The 19,768-nt window shown below is 44.1% G+C and carries 15 protein-coding genes; 5 read left to right on the forward strand and 10 right to left on the reverse strand.

Translation table 11 applies throughout. From position 1 onward, the window contains the following. Window positions 1–108 precede the first annotated feature (108 nt). Entirely contained in the window at window positions 109–618 is a 510-nt protein-coding gene (locus R7O12_RS12520) for a DUF2062 domain-containing protein (protein ID WP_005387834.1), read from the reverse strand. A gap of 8 nt (window positions 619–626) precedes the next feature. On the opposite strand from R7O12_RS12520, the gene R7O12_RS12525 reads away from it, so the two are divergent. The 5 genes from R7O12_RS12525 to kdsB are packed head-to-tail and all read left to right on the forward strand — an operon-like array spanning window position 627 to window position 6,590. Beyond that, the gene (locus tag R7O12_RS12525) at window positions 627–2,882 is read left to right on the forward strand and encodes a DNA internalization-related competence protein ComEC/Rec2 (protein WP_042522133.1); all 2,256 of its coding nucleotides are present in this window, start codon (window positions 627–629) and stop codon (window positions 2,880–2,882) included. Between the two features lie 31 nt (window positions 2,883–2,913). Continuing rightward, the gene (gene msbA, locus R7O12_RS12530) at window positions 2,914–4,662 is read left to right on the forward strand and encodes a lipid A ABC transporter ATP-binding protein/permease MsbA (protein WP_042522131.1); all 1,749 of its coding nucleotides are present in this window, start codon (window positions 2,914–2,916) and stop codon (window positions 4,660–4,662) included. Window positions 4,663–4,667: 5 nt separating this feature from the next. After that, window positions 4,668–5,675, forward strand: a complete 1,008-nt coding sequence (gene lpxK / locus R7O12_RS12535) for a tetraacyldisaccharide 4'-kinase (protein ID WP_065274294.1) — start codon at window positions 4,668–4,670, stop codon at window positions 5,673–5,675. Then, window positions 5,656–5,835: a Trm112 family protein gene (locus R7O12_RS12540; protein ID WP_005378451.1), complete on the forward strand. Its 180-nt coding sequence runs from the start codon at window positions 5,656–5,658 to the stop codon at window positions 5,833–5,835. The genes lpxK and R7O12_RS12540 overlap by 20 nt, the downstream gene beginning before the upstream one ends. Further along, window positions 5,835–6,590 carry a 3-deoxy-manno-octulosonate cytidylyltransferase gene (gene kdsB, locus R7O12_RS12545; protein WP_318125890.1) on the forward strand — a complete coding sequence of 252 codons (756 nt, stop codon included), beginning with the start codon at window positions 5,835–5,837 and terminating at the stop codon, window positions 6,588–6,590. The genes R7O12_RS12540 and kdsB overlap by 1 nt, the downstream gene beginning before the upstream one ends. Window positions 6,591–6,669: 79 nt before the next feature. Here the strand turns inward: kdsB and R7O12_RS12550 are convergent, their stop codons facing one another. The 9 genes from R7O12_RS12550 to R7O12_RS12590 all read right to left on the reverse strand — a co-directional run bounded on the left by R7O12_RS12550 (window position 6,670) and on the right by R7O12_RS12590 (window position 19,655). Further along, entirely contained in the window at window positions 6,670–8,229 is a 1,560-nt protein-coding gene (locus R7O12_RS12550; RefSeq protein ID WP_005378449.1) for a SpoVR family protein, read from the reverse strand. Between the two features lie 11 nt (window positions 8,230–8,240). Continuing rightward, window positions 8,241–9,512 carry a YeaH/YhbH family protein gene (locus R7O12_RS12555; protein ID WP_005378448.1) on the reverse strand — a complete coding sequence of 424 codons (1,272 nt, stop codon included), beginning with the start codon at window positions 9,510–9,512 and terminating at the stop codon, window positions 8,241–8,243. 47 nt (window positions 9,513–9,559) lie between these two features. Then, window positions 9,560–11,494 carry a PrkA family serine protein kinase gene (locus tag R7O12_RS12560; RefSeq protein ID WP_005378447.1) on the reverse strand — a complete coding sequence of 645 codons (1,935 nt, stop codon included), beginning with the start codon at window positions 11,492–11,494 and terminating at the stop codon, window positions 9,560–9,562. Window positions 11,495–11,987: 493 nt separating this feature from the next. Then, window positions 11,988–12,488: a YfbU family protein gene (locus tag R7O12_RS12565; protein ID WP_005378446.1), complete on the reverse strand. Its 501-nt coding sequence runs from the start codon at window positions 12,486–12,488 to the stop codon at window positions 11,988–11,990. Window positions 12,489–12,624: 136 nt separating this feature from the next. After that, window positions 12,625–13,290 carry an energy-coupling factor ABC transporter permease gene (locus R7O12_RS12570; RefSeq protein WP_318125891.1) on the reverse strand — a complete coding sequence of 222 codons (666 nt, stop codon included), beginning with the start codon at window positions 13,288–13,290 and terminating at the stop codon, window positions 12,625–12,627. 154 nt (window positions 13,291–13,444) lie between these two features. After that, entirely contained in the window at window positions 13,445–14,185 is a 741-nt protein-coding gene (gene pflA / locus R7O12_RS12575) for a pyruvate formate lyase 1-activating protein (protein WP_005387854.1), read from the reverse strand. Between the two features lie 211 nt (window positions 14,186–14,396). Then, on the reverse strand, window positions 14,397–15,374 hold the full coding sequence (locus R7O12_RS12580) for a lipid A deacylase LpxR family protein (RefSeq protein ID WP_005378443.1): 978 nt from the start codon (window positions 15,372–15,374) through the stop codon (window positions 14,397–14,399). 153 nt (window positions 15,375–15,527) lie between these two features. Next, window positions 15,528–17,804 carry a formate C-acetyltransferase gene (gene pflB, locus R7O12_RS12585; protein WP_005378442.1) on the reverse strand — a complete coding sequence of 759 codons (2,277 nt, stop codon included), beginning with the start codon at window positions 17,802–17,804 and terminating at the stop codon, window positions 15,528–15,530. Between the two features lie 303 nt (window positions 17,805–18,107). Further along, window positions 18,108–19,655 carry a DUF3360 family protein gene (locus tag R7O12_RS12590; protein ID WP_005378441.1) on the reverse strand — a complete coding sequence of 516 codons (1,548 nt, stop codon included), beginning with the start codon at window positions 19,653–19,655 and terminating at the stop codon, window positions 18,108–18,110. Between the last annotated feature and the right edge of the window lie 113 nt (window positions 19,656–19,768).

The following is a 19,768-nucleotide window of genomic DNA, read 5'->3' on the forward strand; positions in this document are numbered from 1 at the left end:
TTCGGTCCTTTTTTGTATTTATCCGACTTGAGTAACATCGCGTTTCATTCTAACTGTTAGATGCCCCTCAACTGATAGCTCAAATGCTGATTTTTACGCAGTAAGGTCTTATCTTATTTTGCGTTTTTGCCAGCTCCGTACCACTGAGTAGCGCCAAAGCCCTCGAATTCCGAAGTAGCCAATAATCGCGGATACAACCCCACAAATTGCGCAGCCCAATAGAAATGGAGGTCCAATGGTACTCATTTGCTGCATGATGAATTCCCACGATAGTTCAAAGTGAAAAGGTTGCGGGGGAAGACGCATCACTAGAGCACCTAGCTTGTACGCAAAGTAAAATAGCACAGGCATAGTGATAGGGTTGCTGATCCATACCAAAGCGACGGAGAGGGGCAGATTGACACCCAACATAATGGCCAAGCCAGCGGCCATGATCATTTGGCTCGGCAGCGGAACAAAAGCCATAAATAACCCGACAGCAAAAGCCCCTGATGCCGAGCGGCGGTTTAAGCACCACAAGTTCGGGTTGTACAACACATTGCCGAAGACCTTCAATGCTTTTTGGCGTTTGATCAATTCATGATCTGGCATGAAGCGTTTTATCAGCTTTCTAGGCATAGGACAGCATGACTCTCTCAGAAAAAAGTTGGACCTTGGCGTTATTTGTAGCGAGCGTAATCTCGTCAGCTTGGTGGCCGACAATACCAGATTGGCGTTGGTTGCTGCTGGGAATAATAACCACTGGCTCAATAATCAAATTACGTCGTGGCTTAATTAGCATAGGCGCAATTGCGGGCTTTATGGTTGTCATCGTCCACGGCAATGTATTGGAGTCTCAGAGACAAGCCCTTTTTCAAGCAGGGGAGAATATTACCATAATTGGTAAAGTTGACAGCCCTTTTACGCAAATAAGTCACGGTTATGAAGGTATTGTCGCTATAGAAGCGGTAAATTCTCAAACTCTGTTACCTTTTCTTAAACCTAAAATCCGTCTTATTACGCCTTTTCCACTCGATGTTAACAGTGAGTTTACGACATCCATCTCGTTAAAGCCGATTACAGGTCTACGCAACGAAGCTGGCTTTGATGCTGAAAAGCACGCGATGGGTAAAAATATTATCGCCCGAGCGGTTGTCAACAAAGACGCTAAGTGGATTGTTCGTTCTAATGTATCTCTGCGTCAATCCATTATTGCCGATGTCGCTGATGATGTGTCTTCCCTTCATCATTTCTCGTTAATAAGTGCGTTAGTTTTTGCTGACCGTTCTTGGTTGTCTAAGGAAGATTGGCAAGCGCTCAGGGACAGTGGTTTACTGCATTTGGTCTCCATTTCTGGTTTACATATTGGTATGGCGTTTACTTTTGGGCTAGTCGTGGGCGGTACCGTTCGTTATCTATTACCCCAATACCAGTTGTTACCTAGCTTATATGGGCTGATCTTCGCTGTTGCCTACGCTTGGTTAGCGGATTTCTCTCTGCCTACTACGCGAGCAGTGTCGGTATGCGTTGTTTACGTTCTCCTGAAGTATACTCTGGTGCACTGGACTTCTTGGCGAGTTCTTTTGCTTGCAGTATCTCTACAACTGCTTGTCCAACCTTTTGCATCCTACAGTATGAGCTTTTGGTTATCGTACCTCTCCGTTTGTGCGGTATTGTTCGCAATTAATTTGATTCGACATCAAAGGGGAGGTTGGAAAGCGCGATTAAAAGCGTTATTGCTTACTCAATTGATGTTGAGCGCTTTAATCGTACCTGTTAGTGGCCATTTCTTCTCCGGTTTTAGTTTGTCCTCAATAGCCTACAACTTGGTATTTATTCCTTGGTTCGGATTTATCGTTGTACCTTTGATGTTTCTAGCCCTGTTCTCATCTTTGTTTCTTGAAATGATAGCGAAGCCTCTGTGGCATTTGGTGGACTGGTCATTACAGCCATTGAGCACGTCAATACAGTACGCAGTAGGTTCTTGGCAACCCATTAGCATGGAAATGACAATGCTGGTTATGGTGATAGTGGTTTGCTTAATATTTCAACGGTTCATGTCTCAGTACGCGTGGTATTTGTTACTCGGCATCGTTATTAGTATCAAGTTTGCAGCGGAGTATGAACCGCATTGGCGTATCGATGTATTAGATGTAGGTCATGGCCTTGCAGTGGTTGTAGAAAAAGACGACAAGGTGTTGCTGTATGACACTGGTAAAGCATGGCAAAGCGGCAGTATCGCAGAGCAGGTCGTCACTCCGGTTTTGCATCAACGAGGTTATGAAAGCATAGATACACTGATTCTAAGCCATTCCGATAATGATCACGCAGGCGGCCGCTTTTTCATTGAAGATGCCTTTTCTCCACAGCGTAAACTTAGTAGTCAATTCTTTATCGAATATGAGCCTTGCACTAGAGGCGACCAATGGAAATGGCAAGGATTAAACATGGAAGTGCTCTGGCCTCCTGCACTTGTTCAACGTGCGTATAATCCGCACTCCTGTGTATTACGACTTACTGACCCTATTTCTAACTTTAGTATGCTTTTTACTGGTGATATTGAGGCCATTAGCGAGTGGATTTTGCTTAGAGAACCCGGAAAGTTACAAAGCGATGTGATGCTAGTCCCTCACCACGGGAGTAAAAGTTCATCGAATCCTCGATTTATCGAGGCGGTGAGCCCGAGTGTGGCGGTTGCTTCTTTAGCAAAAAACAATCGATGGGGAATGCCAGCGGAAAATGTCGTTGCTTCATACCGAAAGCTTGGCGTTACTTGGCTTGATACTGGTGAGGGTGGTCAGGTAAGCTTCTTTATTCACCGTGATAATTGGCGCTCAGAAACCAAACGTAGCGATACATTTGAGCCTTGGTATAGGCAGATGCTGCGTAAGGGAGTAGAATGAGAGTCTTAATGTAAGAAAATAAAGCACTTCTATGTCGATAAATACTGATGAAACGACTTGGCAGACGTTTAAGCGTCTATGGCAATTTATTCGCCTTTATAAGTCAGGTCTTGTCGTTGCAGTCATTGCATTAGTTATTAATGCTATATCAGATACCTATATGATTTCCCTGCTAAAACCACTACTCGATGAAGGTTTTGGGAACGCTGAATCTGATTTTTTACGCACGCTTCCATTGATTATTTTTGCCATGATGTTCATCCGTGGCATAAGTGGATTTGTCTCCACCTACTGTTTGAGCTGGGTATCTGGCAACGTAGTTATGCAAGTCCGTCGCATGGTGTTCAATCACTTTATGCATATGCCAGTGTCTTACTTTGATAAGGAAAAGACGGGCAACTTATTGTCGCGTATAACCTACGACTCAGAGCAAGTATCAGCGGCAACTAGCCAAGCGTTGGTGAGCATTGTGCGTGAAGGCGCAAGTATCATTGGTCTGTTAGTTTTGATGTTTTACAACAGCTGGCAATTGTCGCTAGTGCTGTTTGCTGTTGCTCCCGTTGTAGCATGGGGTATTGGTGTTGTTTCTAAACGTTTTAGAAAAATATCCAAAAATATGCAGACCATGATGGGTAACGTAACTGCATCAGCAGAGCAGATGCTGAAAGGCCATAAAGTTGTGTTGAGCTATGGCGGCCAAGACATCGAACGTAAACGATTTGAAAAAGTCAGCAACCAAATGCGTCAACAAAGTATGAAGTTGGTGACGGCTCAAGCGGCGGCTAACCCTATCATCCAAATGATTGCATCACTTGCAATTGTTGCCGTTCTTTATTTAGCAAGTATTGATTCGATTAAAGAGCAACTGACTCCAGGTACATTTACTGTTGTGTTCTCTGCAATGTTTGGTCTGATGCGCCCACTTAAAGCGCTGACTAACGTTACTTCTCAGTTCCAACGTGGTATGGCCGCGAGCCAAACGCTCTTCGCGTTAATTGACCTCGAGCCTGAGAAAAACGAAGGTAAGTTGACAGTTGAACGCGCAAATGGCGATGTTTCAGTTAAAAACGTAAGCTTTACTTACACTGGTGCAGAAAAACCAGCATTGGAAAATGTCAGCTTCGATATTCCAAGAGGAAAAACGGTGGCGCTAGTTGGCCGTTCTGGCTCAGGTAAAAGTACCATCGCGAACTTGTTCAACCGCTTCTATGATGTTGACAGTGGATCTATCACATTAGATGGGCATGATATTCGTGATTACGAGCTAAAGAATTTACGTCAGCAATTTGCACTAGTATCGCAAAATGTTCATTTGTTTAATGACACGATAGCAAACAATATTGCGTACGCAACGGATGGCCAATACGAGCGCAGTGATATCGAGAAAGCGGCAACACTCGCGCATGCGATGGAGTTCATCGGCAAAATGGATGATGGACTTGATACCATGATTGGTGAAAATGGTGCTAGCTTGTCTGGTGGTCAACGCCAACGTGTTGCGATTGCGCGAGCTCTATTGCGTGATGCTCCAGTGCTGATTCTTGATGAGGCAACTTCGGCTTTGGATACCGAATCCGAGCGAGCTATTCAAGCTGCACTTGATGAGCTGCAAAAAGACAAAACGGTACTTGTAATAGCGCACCGCTTATCCACAATCGAGAAAGCCGATGAAATTCTTGTGGTTGATGATGGTGCCATCATTGAACGTGGCAACCACGCTGAGCTTATTGAGAAAAATGGTGCGTATGCACAATTGCACCGTATTCAGTTTGGTGAATAAGCGCGGTGATTGAAAAAATCTGGTTTGAAAACCATCCAATAAAATACCTCTTGTGGCCGCTTTTGTGGCCACTGAGTTTATTATTTGGAGCGATAAGCAAGTCAAAGCGAAAGCAATACCAAACTGGCCGCAAGCAAGCTTATAATGCGCCTATACCTGTTGTTGTGGTTGGCAATATCACTGCTGGTGGCAATGGTAAAACACCAGTTGTTGTGTGGCTTGTTGAGCAACTACAGCAAATGGGCTTTAAGCCGGGGGTTGTTTCTCGTGGTTATGGGGCAAAGGCTCCTGCCTATCCGTTAGTGCTAAAAGAAGATACGCCAGCGAAGCATTGTGGCGATGAACCTAAGTTGATTCATCGCCGTACAGGAGCACCTGTTGCGGTAGATCCTGTGCGTTCAAATGCAGTGAAAGCACTGCTAGATTTGGATGTGGATATCATAATTACGGATGATGGATTACAACATTATGCGTTAGGCCGTGATATTGAGTTAGTGATTGTGGATGGGAATCGCCGGTTTGGGAATGAAAGCCTGATTCCATTAGGTCCTTTACGTGAAGGTATTGAGCGACTTAAAGAAGTCGACTTTATCATCACCAATGGCGGTCAAGCGCATACGGGCGAAATCGCAATGGCTTTAGCACCCTCTAAAGCTATTAATCTTAAGACTAAGCAACATGTGGATGTCTCGGAGTTGAAAGATCTCGTCGCATTTGCGGGCATTGGGCATCCTCCGCGTTTTTTTCATACACTAAACTCGATGGACGCAGATGTTAAAGTCACAAAAGGTTTTGCTGACCATCAAGACTTTGATCAACAAGAATTAGAAGCATTGGCTCAACAAGGGACCAATGTGATTATGACCGAGAAAGATGCCGTCAAGTGCAGCCATTATGCGCAAGATAATTGGTGGTATCTGCCTGTATCTGCCCAGTTTGAATCAAACGATGCAGAGCAAATTTTAAATAGAATAAAAGAGGTTAAAGCGGCTTATGGATCACCGTCTACTTGAGATTGTAGCTTGCCCTGTTTGCAAAGGTAAGCTGACGTACGATAAAGATAATCAAGAGTTGATCTGCAAATTGGATCGCCTTGCTTACCCGATCAAAGAGGGTATTCCAGTTCTGCTAGAGCCTGAAGCTCGCACTATGAGCATGGATGAGGGACGCTAATGTCTTTTACGGTTGTCATCCCTTCGCGCTACGCATCGAGCCGTTTGCCTGGTAAACCGCTAGCGGATATTGGTGGTAAGCCTATGGTTCAGTGGGTTTATGAACAAGCGCTACAAGCGGGTGCGGAAGATGTCATCGTTGCAACTGATGACGAGCGTGTTGCGAAAGCGGTTTCGTCATTTGGTGGTAAAGTTTGTATGACCTCTCCCCACCACGAATCAGGTACGGAGCGTCTTGCAGAAGTTGTTGAAAAAATGGCTATTCCGTCAGACCACATTATTGTTAATGTGCAAGGGGATGAGCCTTTGATTCCGCCGTCCATCATTCGTCAGGTTGCTGATAACTTATCTGGGTGTGAAGCCCCGATGGCGACGTTAGCTGTAGAAATAGACTCGGAAGAGGACGTGTTCAACCCGAACGCTGTTAAAGTTGTCGCAGATGAGCAAGGCTATGCGTTGTACTTTAGTCGAGCAACCATCCCTTGGGATCGCGATAACTTTGCTAAACAAGACAAAACCATTGCCAACCCATTAATGCGTCATATTGGTATTTATGCTTATCGAGCTGGTTTCATTAATACGTATGTCAATTGGGCACCAAGTGCATTAGAGCAGATTGAGTGTCTTGAGCAACTGCGAGTGCTTTGGTACGGTGAAAAAATTCATGTGGCGGTAGCGAAAGAAGCACCAGCGGCAGGGGTTGATACGCCCGAAGACCTAGAAGCCGTGCGCGCGATTGTTGCAAAGCAAGCGTAACAAATGCTCAGATAGATTTAAGAATAAACAAGGCTCCTGAATTAGGAGCCTTTTTGTTTTACTTGTATCGAGATATTAGTTAAATGTTAGTGTCGTATTGGTTCCGTTTAGGGCAGGTCGCTAAGACCTCTCGGTGACCGGTGTCTTTCACTTCTTGGAGAATGACATCAAAGCCCCATAATCGATACACGTGCTTTAGAACTTCTTCGTAACTATCATCAAGTGGGATGCGGTTGTGAGGAACGTACTGCAACGTAAGCGATCGATCACCACGGACATCGACATTAAACACCTGAATGTTTGGCTCAAGATTAGATAAGTTGTACTGAGCGGCTAGGGTTTCTCTAATGCGTTTATAACCCATCTCATCGTGTATCGCAGCGACTTCAATAAAGTTCTTATGATCATCATCGTTGATCGCAAACAACTTGAAATCACGCATTAATTTCGGAGAAAGGTATTGGCTAATAAAGCTTTCATCTTTGAAATTATGCATCGCGAAATGCACTGCATCTAACCAGTCGGTTCCTGCTAAATCTGGAAACCACTCTTTGTCCTCATCAGTTGGTTCTTCACAGATACGCTTAATATCTCGGAACATGGCAAAGCCTAACGCGTAGGGGTTAATGCCATTAAAGTAAGGACTGTTATAAGGCGGCTGAGCCACGACACTGGTGTGGCTATGTAAGAACTCTAGAATGAATTTTTCAGACACCAAGCCCTCATCATAAAGATGGTTGAGTATGGTGTAGTGCCAGAACGTTGCCCAGCCCTCATTCATGACTTGCGTTTGTTTTTGCGGATAAAAATACTGACTGATCTTACGGACGATCCGAACAACTTCACGTTGCCACGGCTCTAGCAACGGCGCATGTTTTTCGAAGAAGTAGAGCAAGTTTTCCTGAGGCTCGCTTGGGAATCGCTCTTTAATGTCTTCCTCTTTCGTCTTGGCTGTCGGTACGGTGCGCCAAAGCTCATTAACTTGAGATTGTAGGTATGCTTCGCGTTCTTCTTGTCTTGCTTTTTCCTCTGTAATTGAGATTTTCTCTGGACGCTTGTAGCGGTCTACACCAAAGTTCATTAACGCATGACAAGAGTCGAGCAGCTTTTCCACTTCTTTTACGCCATACCGTTCTTCACACTCGGCTAAATACTTTTTCGCGAACAGCAGATAGTCGATAATAGAGCTGGCGTCAGTCCACGTTTGGAATAGGTAATTACCTTTGAAAAAAGAGTTATGGCCGTAACACGCGTGCGCTATCACGAGTGCTTGCATTGTTACCGTATTTTCTTCCATCAAATAAGCAATACAAGGGTCGGAGTTAATCACAATCTCGTAGGCTAACCCCATTTGACCATGTTTATAGTTCTGCTCTGTTTGAATGAATTTTTTACCAAATGACCAGTGGTTGTAATTGATTGGCATGCCGATACTTGAATAGGCATCCATCATCTGCTCTGAAGTAATCACTTCTATTTGGTTAGGGTAAGTGTCTAGGCGATAATGCTCCGCGACACGCTTAATTTCTTTGTGGTATCGCTCTAACAGCTCAAATGTCCAATCTGGTCCATCTGGCAACACTTTACTGTTACGCTTCTTAGGCGCCTCTCCTGAGAGGTTTCTCGTTGCGGTATTCATCGCTAGCCTCCTTACGCCGTTTCTTTTTGGAATAGTTCACGAAAGACTGGGAAAATATCCTCCACAGAGCGAATGTTTTTCATTGCGAAATTAGGAAACTCTTCAGTGAGTTTTTCGTACTCATGCCATAGAGTTTGGTGCGAGCGCCGCGTGATCTCTATGTAAGAGTAGTACTGACAGTTTGGAAGTAATTTGTTCACTAACAGATCCCGGCATCTTGGCGAATCATCTGCCCAGTTGTCACCGTCGGATGCTTGAGCTGCATATATGTTCCACTGACCAATCGGGTATCGCTCTTTTACTATTTCATCCATTAACTTGAGCGCGCTAGATACAATGGTACCCCCGGTTTCTTGTGAGTAGAAAAATTCGTGCTCGTCCACTTCCTTCGCTTGGGTATGGTGGCGGATAAAGACGACTTCGACATTCTCGTAGGTACGAGTTAAGAACAAGTACAAAAGAACATAGAAGCGTTTTGCGATGTCTTTCGTTGCCTGATCCATCGAACCGGATACGTCCATTAGACAGAACATGACCGCTTGGCTCGATGGTACCGGGCGTTTCTCATAGTTCTTGAAGCGTAAGTCGAAGGTATCGATGAAAGGCACGCTTTCGATTTTCTTGCGCAGTTCTTCAATTTCAGCCTTCAAGCGGTTCTCTTCAAACTGCTGAGCAGGTTCAATATTTTTGATGCGAGCAAGTTCGTCTTCTAACTCTTTAAGAAGTCGTTTCTTACCAGCAGTCATTGCAGTACGGCGCGCAAGAGATTGTTGCAGAGAACGTACTACGGCGATATTGGAAGGGATACCGGCAGTTTGAAAGCCTGCACGGTGTGTTTTCCATTCAGTGATTTTGGCAATTTGGTTTTTTTCTAGATTAGGCAGCTCGAGATCTTCGAACAAAATATCGAGGTACTCATCTTTTGATATTTGGAATACAAATTCGTCTTGGCCTTCTCCATCTGGACTGGCGTTCCCTTCTCCTGAGCCGCTACCCTGACCGCCACCTTTGGGACGCTCAATTTTATCACCAGTAATGAATTGGTCGTTACCGGGATGAACTCGTTCGCGAACACCACCTTTGCCTTGATGAAATATAGGCTCGTTGATGTCTTTGTGAGGGATAGAGACGTCTTCGCCCGTTTCCGTATTCGTAATCGAGCGTCGATTCACTGCGTCTGCTACCGACTCTTTTATTTGCTCTTTGTGGCGCTTCAAGAAGCGCTGTCGATTAACAGCGCTCTTGTTCTTGCCATTGAGCCTTCGGTCTATAAATTGCGCCATGAAATAGCCCTCTTCATGTTTCACAAGCGACCTAACTCAATACTGGGTTAGGATGACTTACGTACTCGTAGGTACCACTCAGAAAGTAGGCGAACCTGTTTCTCGGTATAGCCTTTTTCCATCATGCGAGCGACAAAGTCGTCGTGCTTCTTCTGATCTTCAGAAGAGGTTTTCGCATTAAATGAGATAACCGGAAGTAGCTCTTCGGTATTGGAGAACATTTTCTTCTCGATTACTGTGCGCAGTTTTTCGTAGCTGGTCCAAACCGGGTTTTGACCATTGTTATTCGCTTTCGCACGAAGCACAAAGTTAACGATTTCGTTTCGGAAATCTTTCGGGTTAGAAATACCAGCTGTTTTTTCGATCTTCTCTAGCTCAGCATTCAGTGAAGAGCGATCAAATAGCTGACCAGTTTCTGGATCTCGGTACTCTTGGTCTTGAATCCAGAAGTCTGCATAGGTGACATATCGATCGAAGATGTTTTGGCCGTATTCAGAGTAAGACTCAAGATAAGCGGTCTGAATCTCTTTACCGATAAATTCAACGTATCGAGGCACTAGGTAGCCTTTCAAGAACTCGAGATATTTCTCTGCTGTTTCAGCAGGGAACTGTTCGCGCTCAACCTGTTGTTCAATCACATAGAATAGATGTACAGGGTTGGCTGCCACTTCGGTTTGGTCGAAGTTAAATACGCGTGACAAAATCTTAAAGGCAAAACGTGTTGAGAGACCGTTCATGCCTTCATCGACACCAGCATAATCACGATACTCTTGATAGCTTTTTGCCTTTGGATCCGTATCTTTCAGCGTTTCACCGTCGTATACGCGCATCTTAGAGAAGATGGACGAGTTTTCAGGCTCTTTAAGCCGAGAAAGAATACTGAATTGTGCCAGAGTCTCGAGCGTGCTTGGTGAACAAGGGGCTTGAGACAACTCACTGTTTTCAAGAAGTTTTTGGTAGATTTTGACTTCTTCTGAAACACGTAGACAGTAAGGTACCTTCACAATATAAACACGGTCCAAGAACGCTTCATTGTTCTTGTTGTTACGGAAGGTCTGCCACTCAGATTCGTTTGAGTGAGCCAGAATCATACCGTCGAATGGAATCGCAGAAAGGCCTTCTGTACCGTTGAAGTTGCCTTCTTGCGTTGCTGTTAACAGCGGGTGAAGCACTTTGATTGGTGCTTTGAACATCTCAACGAATTCCATTAAACCTTGGTTTGCTTTACACAGCGCACCGGAGTAGCTGTAAGCGTCTGGATCGTCTTGCGAATAGTGTTCAAGCTTACGAATATCGACTTTACCAACCAATGATGAGATATCTTGGTTGTTTTCATCGCCTGGTTCAGTTTTGGCAATACCGATTTGGTCAAGGATAGAAGGGCGTACTTTCACTACTTTAAATTTGGTGATATCACCACCAAACTCGTGAAGACGTTTAGCGGCCCAAGGAGACATGATCGAGCGAAGATAACGGTGCTCGATGCCGTATTCTTTTTTCAAAATATCGCCATCTTCTGTGGCTTTGAATAGGCAGAATGGATGGTCATTCACTGGGCTGCGTTCGCCGTTAGCAGTAAGAACATAAATAGGCATCTGTTCCATCAGAGCCTTAAGCTTTTCTGCAAGCGAAGACTTACCGCCACCTACAGGGCCGAGTAGGTAAAGAATCTGCTTACGCTCTTCTAGGCCTTGCGCCGCATGTTTTAGGTAAGACACAATTTGTTCTATGGCATCTTCCATGCCATAAAAGTCTTTAAAGGTTTCATAACGAGAGATAACACGATTCGAGAAGATTCGGCTTAGTCTCGGATCCTTTGCCGTATCGATTATCTCTGGTTCACCAATCGCCATCAGTAGGCGTTCTGCTGCATTAGCATAAGCGCTTTTGTCATCTTTACACAGGGCTAAAAACTCCTGTAACGACATCTCTTCATCTTTTGCAGCTTCATATCTTGATTGATAGTGGTCGAAAATACTCATGTCGCTTTCCCCTTTAATAGTCAGTCTACCGACGAACGTTGATTCAGGCTTTCCACCAACAGTTATGCTCGTTGTTGTTTGAATATACGTCCTGTTATCACATTTGGTTCGTACAGAATGTAAGATTGGCGACACCAAAGACTTTGCTTTATGGACGGTTTTTTCGTTACAACGGTGAGCGGTGGATATGAATTTTTCAATCACAGCCTTTCTCTACTTAAGCCTAGTCGGGGATTTGCAATTTTGCTTAACAATTATGAATTTATTGTAAAAGTGACATTTGAATCACTCTTTTATTAAGGACGAATTTATGTCGTGAATAGGTGCAATAGAAATCAAATATTTGGCAAAGACAGAAGAGTCTCAGTGATTCGTTGTTCTACATTGAGCAAGGTAAGTGAAAGAGGTAGGAAGAGAGCAAAGTCTTAGATAAGTTTGTGACAGGGTAAATAACAAGGAGAGCGGGCGCTCTCCTCATTCTTAGACGACCATTTTATGCGCTGAAGATTTGCGCTAGTTCGTTTTCACATAAATGATACTGACGAGGGCAGTTACGCCAAGTTTGCAGCATACGGCGGTATTTATCTAGCATCGGCATTTGGCTGTTAAAGTGATGATCTGCCTTGTCAAACTGAGGGTACAAACCTTCAGAATCGATGAGAAAACGTACGTAATGTACTTGTTGCGCTTCTGAAGCGATATCAAATCCCAAGAACTTCAAGCGGCGCTGATCTACGTTGCTGCGGTCTTCATCGTCTAGCATGTTGTAAGATTCTTGCATCGCATGATACATCTCCATAACGTCGATGATCTCACGACATTCTGCTTCTGAGAGGCAGCCGAAATCTTTGTTCAACTCTCGCATTTGTAGTTCATAACCACGTTCAACGATCGTTTGTAAGCGTTTGTATTTGGCCGCATTACTTGGATCAAGTTGAGACATAAGGTTGTATTGGTTTGATAGAATCAAACGTTGAGCGTTTGACATTTCCATGGTGACCTCACTAGATATCTAATACATTTTTAATGTGCTTAGGTTAACGCTTAAGACATGAGTGAAACATGATCTCAACACATATTTAATACTAAAAAATGGCAAGAACTGTCACTTTTGACCAGTTTGAAAACACTTATTTATGGTAATGATTGTATATGTAGTCTCGGTCTGAAAATACTCTCAGCCACTCTGGCTTGAATACGGTTAAAACCGCCAGTGCCATACCATTTAATAGACCTTCTGGAAAGGCGAGCAACGGCACAAAAACAAAGTAGTTATGTTGAATGGTTTCCCAATCGTAGTGACCAACTGATAGGTGATAAAAAGAGTTAATGATGAGGTGCAGACTTCCTGTTATCGCGCCATTGAAAAATCCAGCAACGAAGATGAAAACAAAAATGTTTCGTGGCAAGTAGTGGTAACTCAGAAGAAACACTAAGTAACTAATGAAAATCGGAATTAGGGCTGATAGAACTAACGACGTGGGTAAGAGTAGCAAGGACACATCATGTTGTAGGTGGTTGACCAACATAGCGGGAATGCTGAGTATAAATGCCATGCGCCAACCATACATCATCGTCAGCGTTGTTAGTGCAAGAAAATGAATCTGTAATCCTTCTTTTACACCTGCTTGAGCTGCCCATAAAATACTGAAAAAGAAGAGCGTTGCAAAAACGAGGTGCTGAAATCCTTTTTCTTTTTCCAGTTTGGGCCAAACGACTTTTTTCCAATCTGGTAGGCAGTAGACTACTACTATCCAAATTGAGACAACAAGAGAGCCTAAGTTAAACAAATCCATGTTACTTCCTTCCTATGCGAACATGACGCAATCATTTCTATCGTTCTTTTTATACCTAAATGACCGCAGAGAAACTCACTGATAAGGCTTAGATATAATCAAAAAAATACCAGCAATAAGCTGGTATTTTAAAGAGGTTAGTCTTGCGGTTCACTTAGTATTTTACGTTATCGTTGTATTGAGCAAGAATGGATTGAATTTCATCCATGGTTTCTTTCGGTGGCGGGTTTACGCCTTCGAGTGGGTATTCTAAGCCTAACGCTTCCCACTTATGAGCCCCTAATTTGTGGTAAGGAAGTAACTCGACCTTTTCGATGTTATCCATGTCTTTAATAAATTCACCAAGCATGTGTGCTGCTTCTGGGTCATCTGTGTAACCAGGCACGACGACATAGCGAATCCATGTTTTCTTTCCGATTTTTTGCAAGTAACGAGCAAAGTCCAATGTGCGTCGGTTGGATACACCGATGAGATCTTGGTGCACTTCGTCTTTCATGTGTTTGATGTCAAGCATGACTAAGTCTGTTGCATCCAGTACTTCATCGATAACATCAGTGTGCTTACGAACATAACCGTTAGTATCTAGACATGTATGAATGCCTTCGGTTTTAGCTGCGCGGAAAAAATCACGTACGAATTCCGGTTGAAGCATCGCTTCGCCGCCAGAACAAGTAACGCCACCACCTGATGCATTCATGAAGTGGCGGTAACTTTTCGCTTCGGAAATGATTTCTTCAACCGTGACTTCTTTGCCATCATGCGTGTCCCAAGTATCGCGGTTATGGCAATACTTACAGCGCATTAAACAACCTTGCAAGAAGACGATAAATCGAATACCAGGTCCGTCTACGGTACCACATGACTCAAATGAGTGAATACGACCAGCTGTTGACATCTTTTGCTCTCATTACTAGTAAATTCTAGCTGTTATTTTATTACAAAAAGCAGGGTTAAAACAGCTTTGTCGGTACTAAAGGCAAGGTTATTTGAAGAAAGAAAATAGATGGAGCCAATCTACATAAACGCTTGAACACGAGGTGGTTAATACCTACCCCGAGAACTTGCCGTGTATCTAGATTGACTTCGATGCTGGGATAATCCAGTTTTTAGAAAAAGGCGAACACGGAGAACGAGCCTGTCCCATAAACATCGGTTTGGGCTTCTTCATAATCCGGTGTTTTAATTGTAAAGGTGATGCTTGCACCGTAATTTTGGTTGTACCAAGATACCCCCGCGACGGCACTTGCTTGCCAATTTTGCAGTGTGACGTCGTATGGCGCTGACGGTTCAGGAATGCCAGGACGATCTCCTTCGATAGTCATGTCATTAAAGCGGTAACGACCTTCAAACCCGGTGAACAAGAACCAACTCGACGTGTTCTGAGCGATCATACTTGCTGAGAAAGGGCTTTCGACACTGATATTGGCGGCTCCGATGCTATTCGCTAGGTTTGTACCCCAACGAAACATGACGCCTTGAGAGACATCACTACGGAAGTTACCCGCATTGATGTCGTTAATGTTGGTGATCTCCCATTGTGTTTTTTGTTCTTCGCTGCGCATCAATTTGTTAAATACGCGGTAACCAAGGCTGAACGCCACTTTATCTTCAATCTGGTAATCCCAACCTTGAGGGTCCGTCGATCCTGTTATGCCGTGAACGATTTCTTGCGCCTTTTCTGATAGCGAACTTTCACCCGTAGTTCCTATGGTGAAATTGTACCGTACAGCTTTGTCACTCGTTAGGGAAAGGTAGTTGATTTCGGTGTGTAGGTAACCGGCATATGGGCGATCATTGATTAGTGGATAATCGGCTTCAATGTCGCTTGGAGTCCACATCTTGTGGCCAAGAACCAACTCTATTTTATCGATATTGGCGTGCTCTGAGTTAGCTAGACTCAGCCATTTCCATTGGCTTTCTTGTGTCAGTTGGTCTGTCGCGTAAGAAAGGAAAACACCATTCGTATAGTCTTGATCGACGCCAAAAATACCATCGTTGTCGATGGTAAAAGAAACCGTAGACTTAGTGGATGCTATTGCAACTGGAGAAAGAAGGGTAAGAATAATTAATTTACTAAATCTCATAGACTTTATTTGCTAACTTTTTTCGCATCATACGTAAGAATGCGGGCAAAAGTCTTTCGCGATATCACAACTTTCATTCAAGAAATAAAAAAAGGCTGATGCTACTTAGCATCAGCCTTTGTTGTATTACTAGAACGTTATTTCGCTATAGTCTTATAGAGACTCAGTGAATGTACGCGCGATTACGTCAGCTTGTTGCTCTGCAGTTAGAGAGTTGAAGCGAACAGCGTAACCAGATACACGGATTGTTAGCTGAGGGTATTTCTCTGGGTGCTTAACTGCGTCTTCTAGAGTTTCACGGTTAAGAACGTTCACGTTTAGGTGTTGACCACCTTCGATACCCGCTTCGTGGTGGAAGTAACCATCCATAAGACCAGCAAGGTTAGCGCGTTGTGAACCCTCATCTTTACCTAGTGCGTTAGGTACGATAGAGAATGTGTAAGAGATACCATCTTGTGCGTCAGCAAACGGCAGTTTAGCAACTGAAGTTAGTGATGCTACAGCACCTTTCTCGTCACGACCGTGCATTGGGTTTGCACCTGGAGCAAATGGAGCACCAGCACGACGACCGTCAGGCGTGTTACCAGTTTTCTTACCGTAAACCACGTTTGAAGTGATAGTAAGAATTGACTGAGTAGGGATTGCATCACGGTAAGTCTTAAGCTTACGGATTTTGCCCATAAATACAGAAACAAGTTCACATGCAATGTCATCAACGCGTGGGTCGTTGTTACCGAATTTAGGGTAATCGCCTTCGATTTCGAAGTCGATTGCTAGACCGTCTTCGTCACGAATTGGCTTAACTTTTGCGTATTTAATTGCAGATAGTGAGTCAGCCGCAACAGATAGACCAGCAATACCACAAGCCATAGTACGTTTAACGTCACGGTCGTGTAGAGCCATTAGTGCCGCTTCGTAGCTGTACTTATCGTGCATGAAGTGGATAGCGTTTAGTGCAGTCACATATTGTTTCGCTAGCCAATCCATGAAGTGGTCCATTTTCTCCCACAGTTCATCGTAGTTAAGAACATCGCCTTCGATCTTAGGCATTTGCGGGCCAACTTGGATTTTTAGCTTCTCATCCACACCACCGTTGATGGTGTAAAGCATTGTTTTCGCAAGGTTCGCACGAGCACCGAAGAACTGCATTTGCTTACCAACAACCATTGGAGATACACAACATGCGATCGCGTAGTCGTCAGAGTTCATGTCTGGACGCATTAGGTCGTCATTTTCGTACTGAATAGAAGAAGTATCGATAGATACTTTCGCACAGAACTTCTTGAAGCCTTCAGGTAGTTGCTCAGACCAAAGAACAGTGATGTTTGGCTCTGGAGAAGGACCCATAGTGTATAGTGAGTTTAGGAAACGGAAGTTTGTACGAGTAACTAGCGTACGACCGTCAAGACCCATACCACCCATAGACTCAGTTGCCCAGATAGGGTCGCCAGAGAATAGATCATCGTACTCAGGAGTACGTAGGAAACGAACCATACGTAGTTTCATTACGAAGTGGTCGATCATTTCCTGAGCTTGTTCTTCAGTTAGCTTACCAGCCGCGATATCACGTTCGATGAAGATGTCTAGGAATGTAGAAGTACGACCTAGAGACATAGCCGCACCGTTTTGAGATTTAACAGCAGCTAGGTAACCGAAGTAAGTCCACTGAATAGCTTCTTGCGCAGTTTCAGCAGGACGAGAAATATCACAACCGTATTTTGCAGCCATTTCTTTGATTTGACCTAGAGCACGGTGTTGCTCTGCGATCTCTTCACGAAGCTGCATTGTCATTTGTAGGTCTTCGCCGTTCTCAAAACGCTCTTGTAGAGAAGAGAACTGCGCGAATTTATCCTTCATTAGGAAGTCAATACCGTATAGAGCAACACGACGGTAGTCACCGATGATACGACCACGACCGTATGCATCTGGAAGACCAGTCAGTACGCCAGATTTACGACACGCCATGATTTGAGGAGTGTAGATATCGAAAACGCCTTGGTTGTGAGTTTTACGGTATTCTGTATAGATTTTTTTAACTTGTGGGTCTAGCTCGCGGTCGTAGGCTTTGCATGAACCTTCAACCATGCGGATACCACCGTTAGGGATGATCGCACGTTTTAGAGGAGCGTCAGTTTGAAGACCTACGATAGTTTCTAGGTCTTTTTCGATGTAGCCTGCATCGTGAGCAGTGATGGTAGAGATAACTGAAGTATCAAAATCAACAGGAGCGTGAGTCGCGTTCTCTTGTTTGATGCCTTCCATTACCTTAGCCCAAAGCTTGTTAGTCGCTTCAGTACCTTCAGAAACTAGGAAAGATTCGTCGCCTTCGTACGGAGTGTAGTTCTTCTGAATGAAATCACGAACGTTTACTTCGTTTTGCCAGTCGCCTGCAGCAAAACCTTCCCAAGCTTTAGCAAATTGCTCTGCCATGACATACCTACCTTTTTAGTAGAAAAAAATACGTACTGCTTCGCCGTTGAGCCAGCTATCCCCAGATAAAAGAGGGGAACAGTACACTCTTATGAATAACAATATTTATAGTCTTAAATTTACGTATTCGATTTACAAAACTATAAATATTGTCACTAGTTTTAACGTTTCTCTTTTTAAGCAACAGTTAGAGGTTAAACTAAAATTTTTTTGCAAACCTTAAACTAAATCAATAAATCCTCAAAAATCTCGATAAAAATGGGGTAGCGACGAGCGCTACCCACAAATTTCTGGACTGCTAGCTTATAGCCAAGCTTGGATGCCATACTGGCCTTCAAGCATACCAACTGCAAGCATAGCAACTAAACAGATAACAAGTACGCTTACTGGGATCACAATCTTGTCTACAAATGATAGGCGAGACGCGCGCTCTTTATCTCCAATTAAACCGTTGTTATCTAAAAGCATAGTTAGTGCCCAAGCTAGAACTGGATTAACAACGGCAGAACCAAAGATACAAATGCCTGCTGCTTGTGAGTCTTTCGAGTCCTTCACCATCTGCATGCCAGCTTCAAGCAGTGGTAGAGATACACCAACGAGAAGAGCAACGCGCATAACTGGAGGCCATACTGCAACGTCCATAGGAAAACCAAGGATTGCAACAATAATACATAGAGAGCCTAGTAAGATGGCGCCAGCAGGAATAGGGCGTTTCGCGATTGCAGCAGGGATCATGTAAGTCCCCCAAGATGATGTGATGTTACCACCACCCACTGCAGTACCGACCATTTGGCGAACGGAACACATTGTCATTGTGTCATCAACGTCCATCAGCACTTTCTCACTCTTACGTGGGTAGTTCATCTCTTGGAAGATACGGTGACCCAAGAAGTCAGGTGACCACATTGCTACCGCAAGAATGGCGAATGGTAGTGAAGCGATGAAGTGTTCCATATTAGGAAGACCAAGCATCCAACCTTCTTCTGTTGAACCCCACCAGTAGATTGGATTTAGGTTTGGAAGGCCTGTCTCGGTTACGAATTTAATATCGAAGCCTGCGCCAAGAGCAAGTGCGATTGCAAGCCCAGTGAAGGCACAAACAGGGATCGCTAGCCAGCGTTTGTTCACTTTAGCAAGGAACGCGTATAAGCCAATGGTAACCGCAAGAACAATTAGACCGATGTAACCCATGCTACCAGCGGCAACCGTATCGGATTGCAAACCAACAGCCCAAGCTTGAATAGAGTTAATTTGGCTCATGGTTCCGGTTAAACCTAGGAAAATAAGAAGGCCACCAGCCGTACCTTCAGAGGTGAGGTTAACCAGTTTTGACCCACCTTTTAAGAGGCTCAAAATCAAACCAAACACACCAATGAGAATTGCTAATGCAAGAGGATGAGCACCAGCAAGAGCGATGGTACCAATAAGAGGGATCATTGGGCCGTGGTTGCCTGCTAGGTTGGCTTTAGGGTTAATAAAACCAGAGGCAAGTACACAGAAAAGAAGTGCAGGGATGAGCATTTCTACACGCGCAACTTCGATAGCAAAGTCCTTGCCTAAGTTTACGTGGTCCCATGCTGCAGTAAGACCTTCAGCCCAAGACATCATTACCGCAGAGTACATTGCGATAATACCGATAGTACCAGCAAGCGCTGGAACAAGGTCTTCAAGCTCAAAGCGGAAGTCACGACCTGGCAAGTTCAAGCCAAAACGACGTGGCTTCATGATTTGTAGTTCGTGGTCTAGGTAGTCTGAACGGCTTGCGAACTCAGATGCTGGACGATGAAGCTCACGGTAGCTCTTGGTCTCGATATCTGAATCAGAGTGCGTTTTGTTAACTGCGTCTGACATAGATTCCTCATATATTTAAAAGTTATGAATTCTTCATTCAATTGTGTTAATCCGCATCCTGCGGCACGCTTATGCTAGCTATTGTTAGATTTGTTACACGTCGACACTGTGCC

It is taken from the genome of Vibrio sp. Vb1574, assembly GCF_033338675.1.

Coding starts and splice junctions, on each gene's coding strand:
- R7O12_RS12520 (WP_005387834.1), bottom strand. CDS start 618: ATGCCTAGAAAGCTGATAAAACGCTTCATGCCAGATCATGAATTGATC.
- R7O12_RS12525 (WP_042522133.1), top strand. CDS start 627: ATGACTCTCTCAGAAAAAAGTTGGACCTTGGCGTTATTTGTAGCGAGC.
- msbA (WP_042522131.1), top strand. CDS start 2,914: ATGTCGATAAATACTGATGAAACGACTTGGCAGACGTTTAAGCGTCTA.
- R7O12_RS12540 (WP_005378451.1), top strand. CDS start 5,656: ATGGATCACCGTCTACTTGAGATTGTAGCTTGCCCTGTTTGCAAAGGT.
- kdsB (WP_318125890.1), top strand. CDS start 5,835: ATGTCTTTTACGGTTGTCATCCCTTCGCGCTACGCATCGAGCCGTTTG.
- R7O12_RS12550 (WP_005378449.1), bottom strand. CDS start 8,229: ATGAATACCGCAACGAGAAACCTCTCAGGAGAGGCGCCTAAGAAGCGT.
- R7O12_RS12555 (WP_005378448.1), bottom strand. CDS start 9,512: ATGGCGCAATTTATAGACCGAAGGCTCAATGGCAAGAACAAGAGCGCT.
- R7O12_RS12560 (WP_005378447.1), bottom strand. CDS start 11,494: ATGAGTATTTTCGACCACTATCAATCAAGATATGAAGCTGCAAAAGAT.
- R7O12_RS12565 (WP_005378446.1), bottom strand. CDS start 12,488: ATGGAAATGTCAAACGCTCAACGTTTGATTCTATCAAACCAATACAAC.
- R7O12_RS12570 (WP_318125891.1), bottom strand. CDS start 13,290: ATGGATTTGTTTAACTTAGGCTCTCTTGTTGTCTCAATTTGGATAGTA.
- pflA (WP_005387854.1), bottom strand. CDS start 14,185: ATGTCAACAGCTGGTCGTATTCACTCATTTGAGTCATGTGGTACCGTA.
- R7O12_RS12580 (WP_005378443.1), bottom strand. CDS start 15,374: ATGAGATTTAGTAAATTAATTATTCTTACCCTTCTTTCTCCAGTTGCA.
- pflB (WP_005378442.1), bottom strand. CDS start 17,804: ATGGCAGAGCAATTTGCTAAAGCTTGGGAAGGTTTTGCTGCAGGCGAC.
- R7O12_RS12590 (WP_005378441.1), bottom strand. CDS start 19,655: ATGTCAGACGCAGTTAACAAAACGCACTCTGATTCAGATATCGAGACC.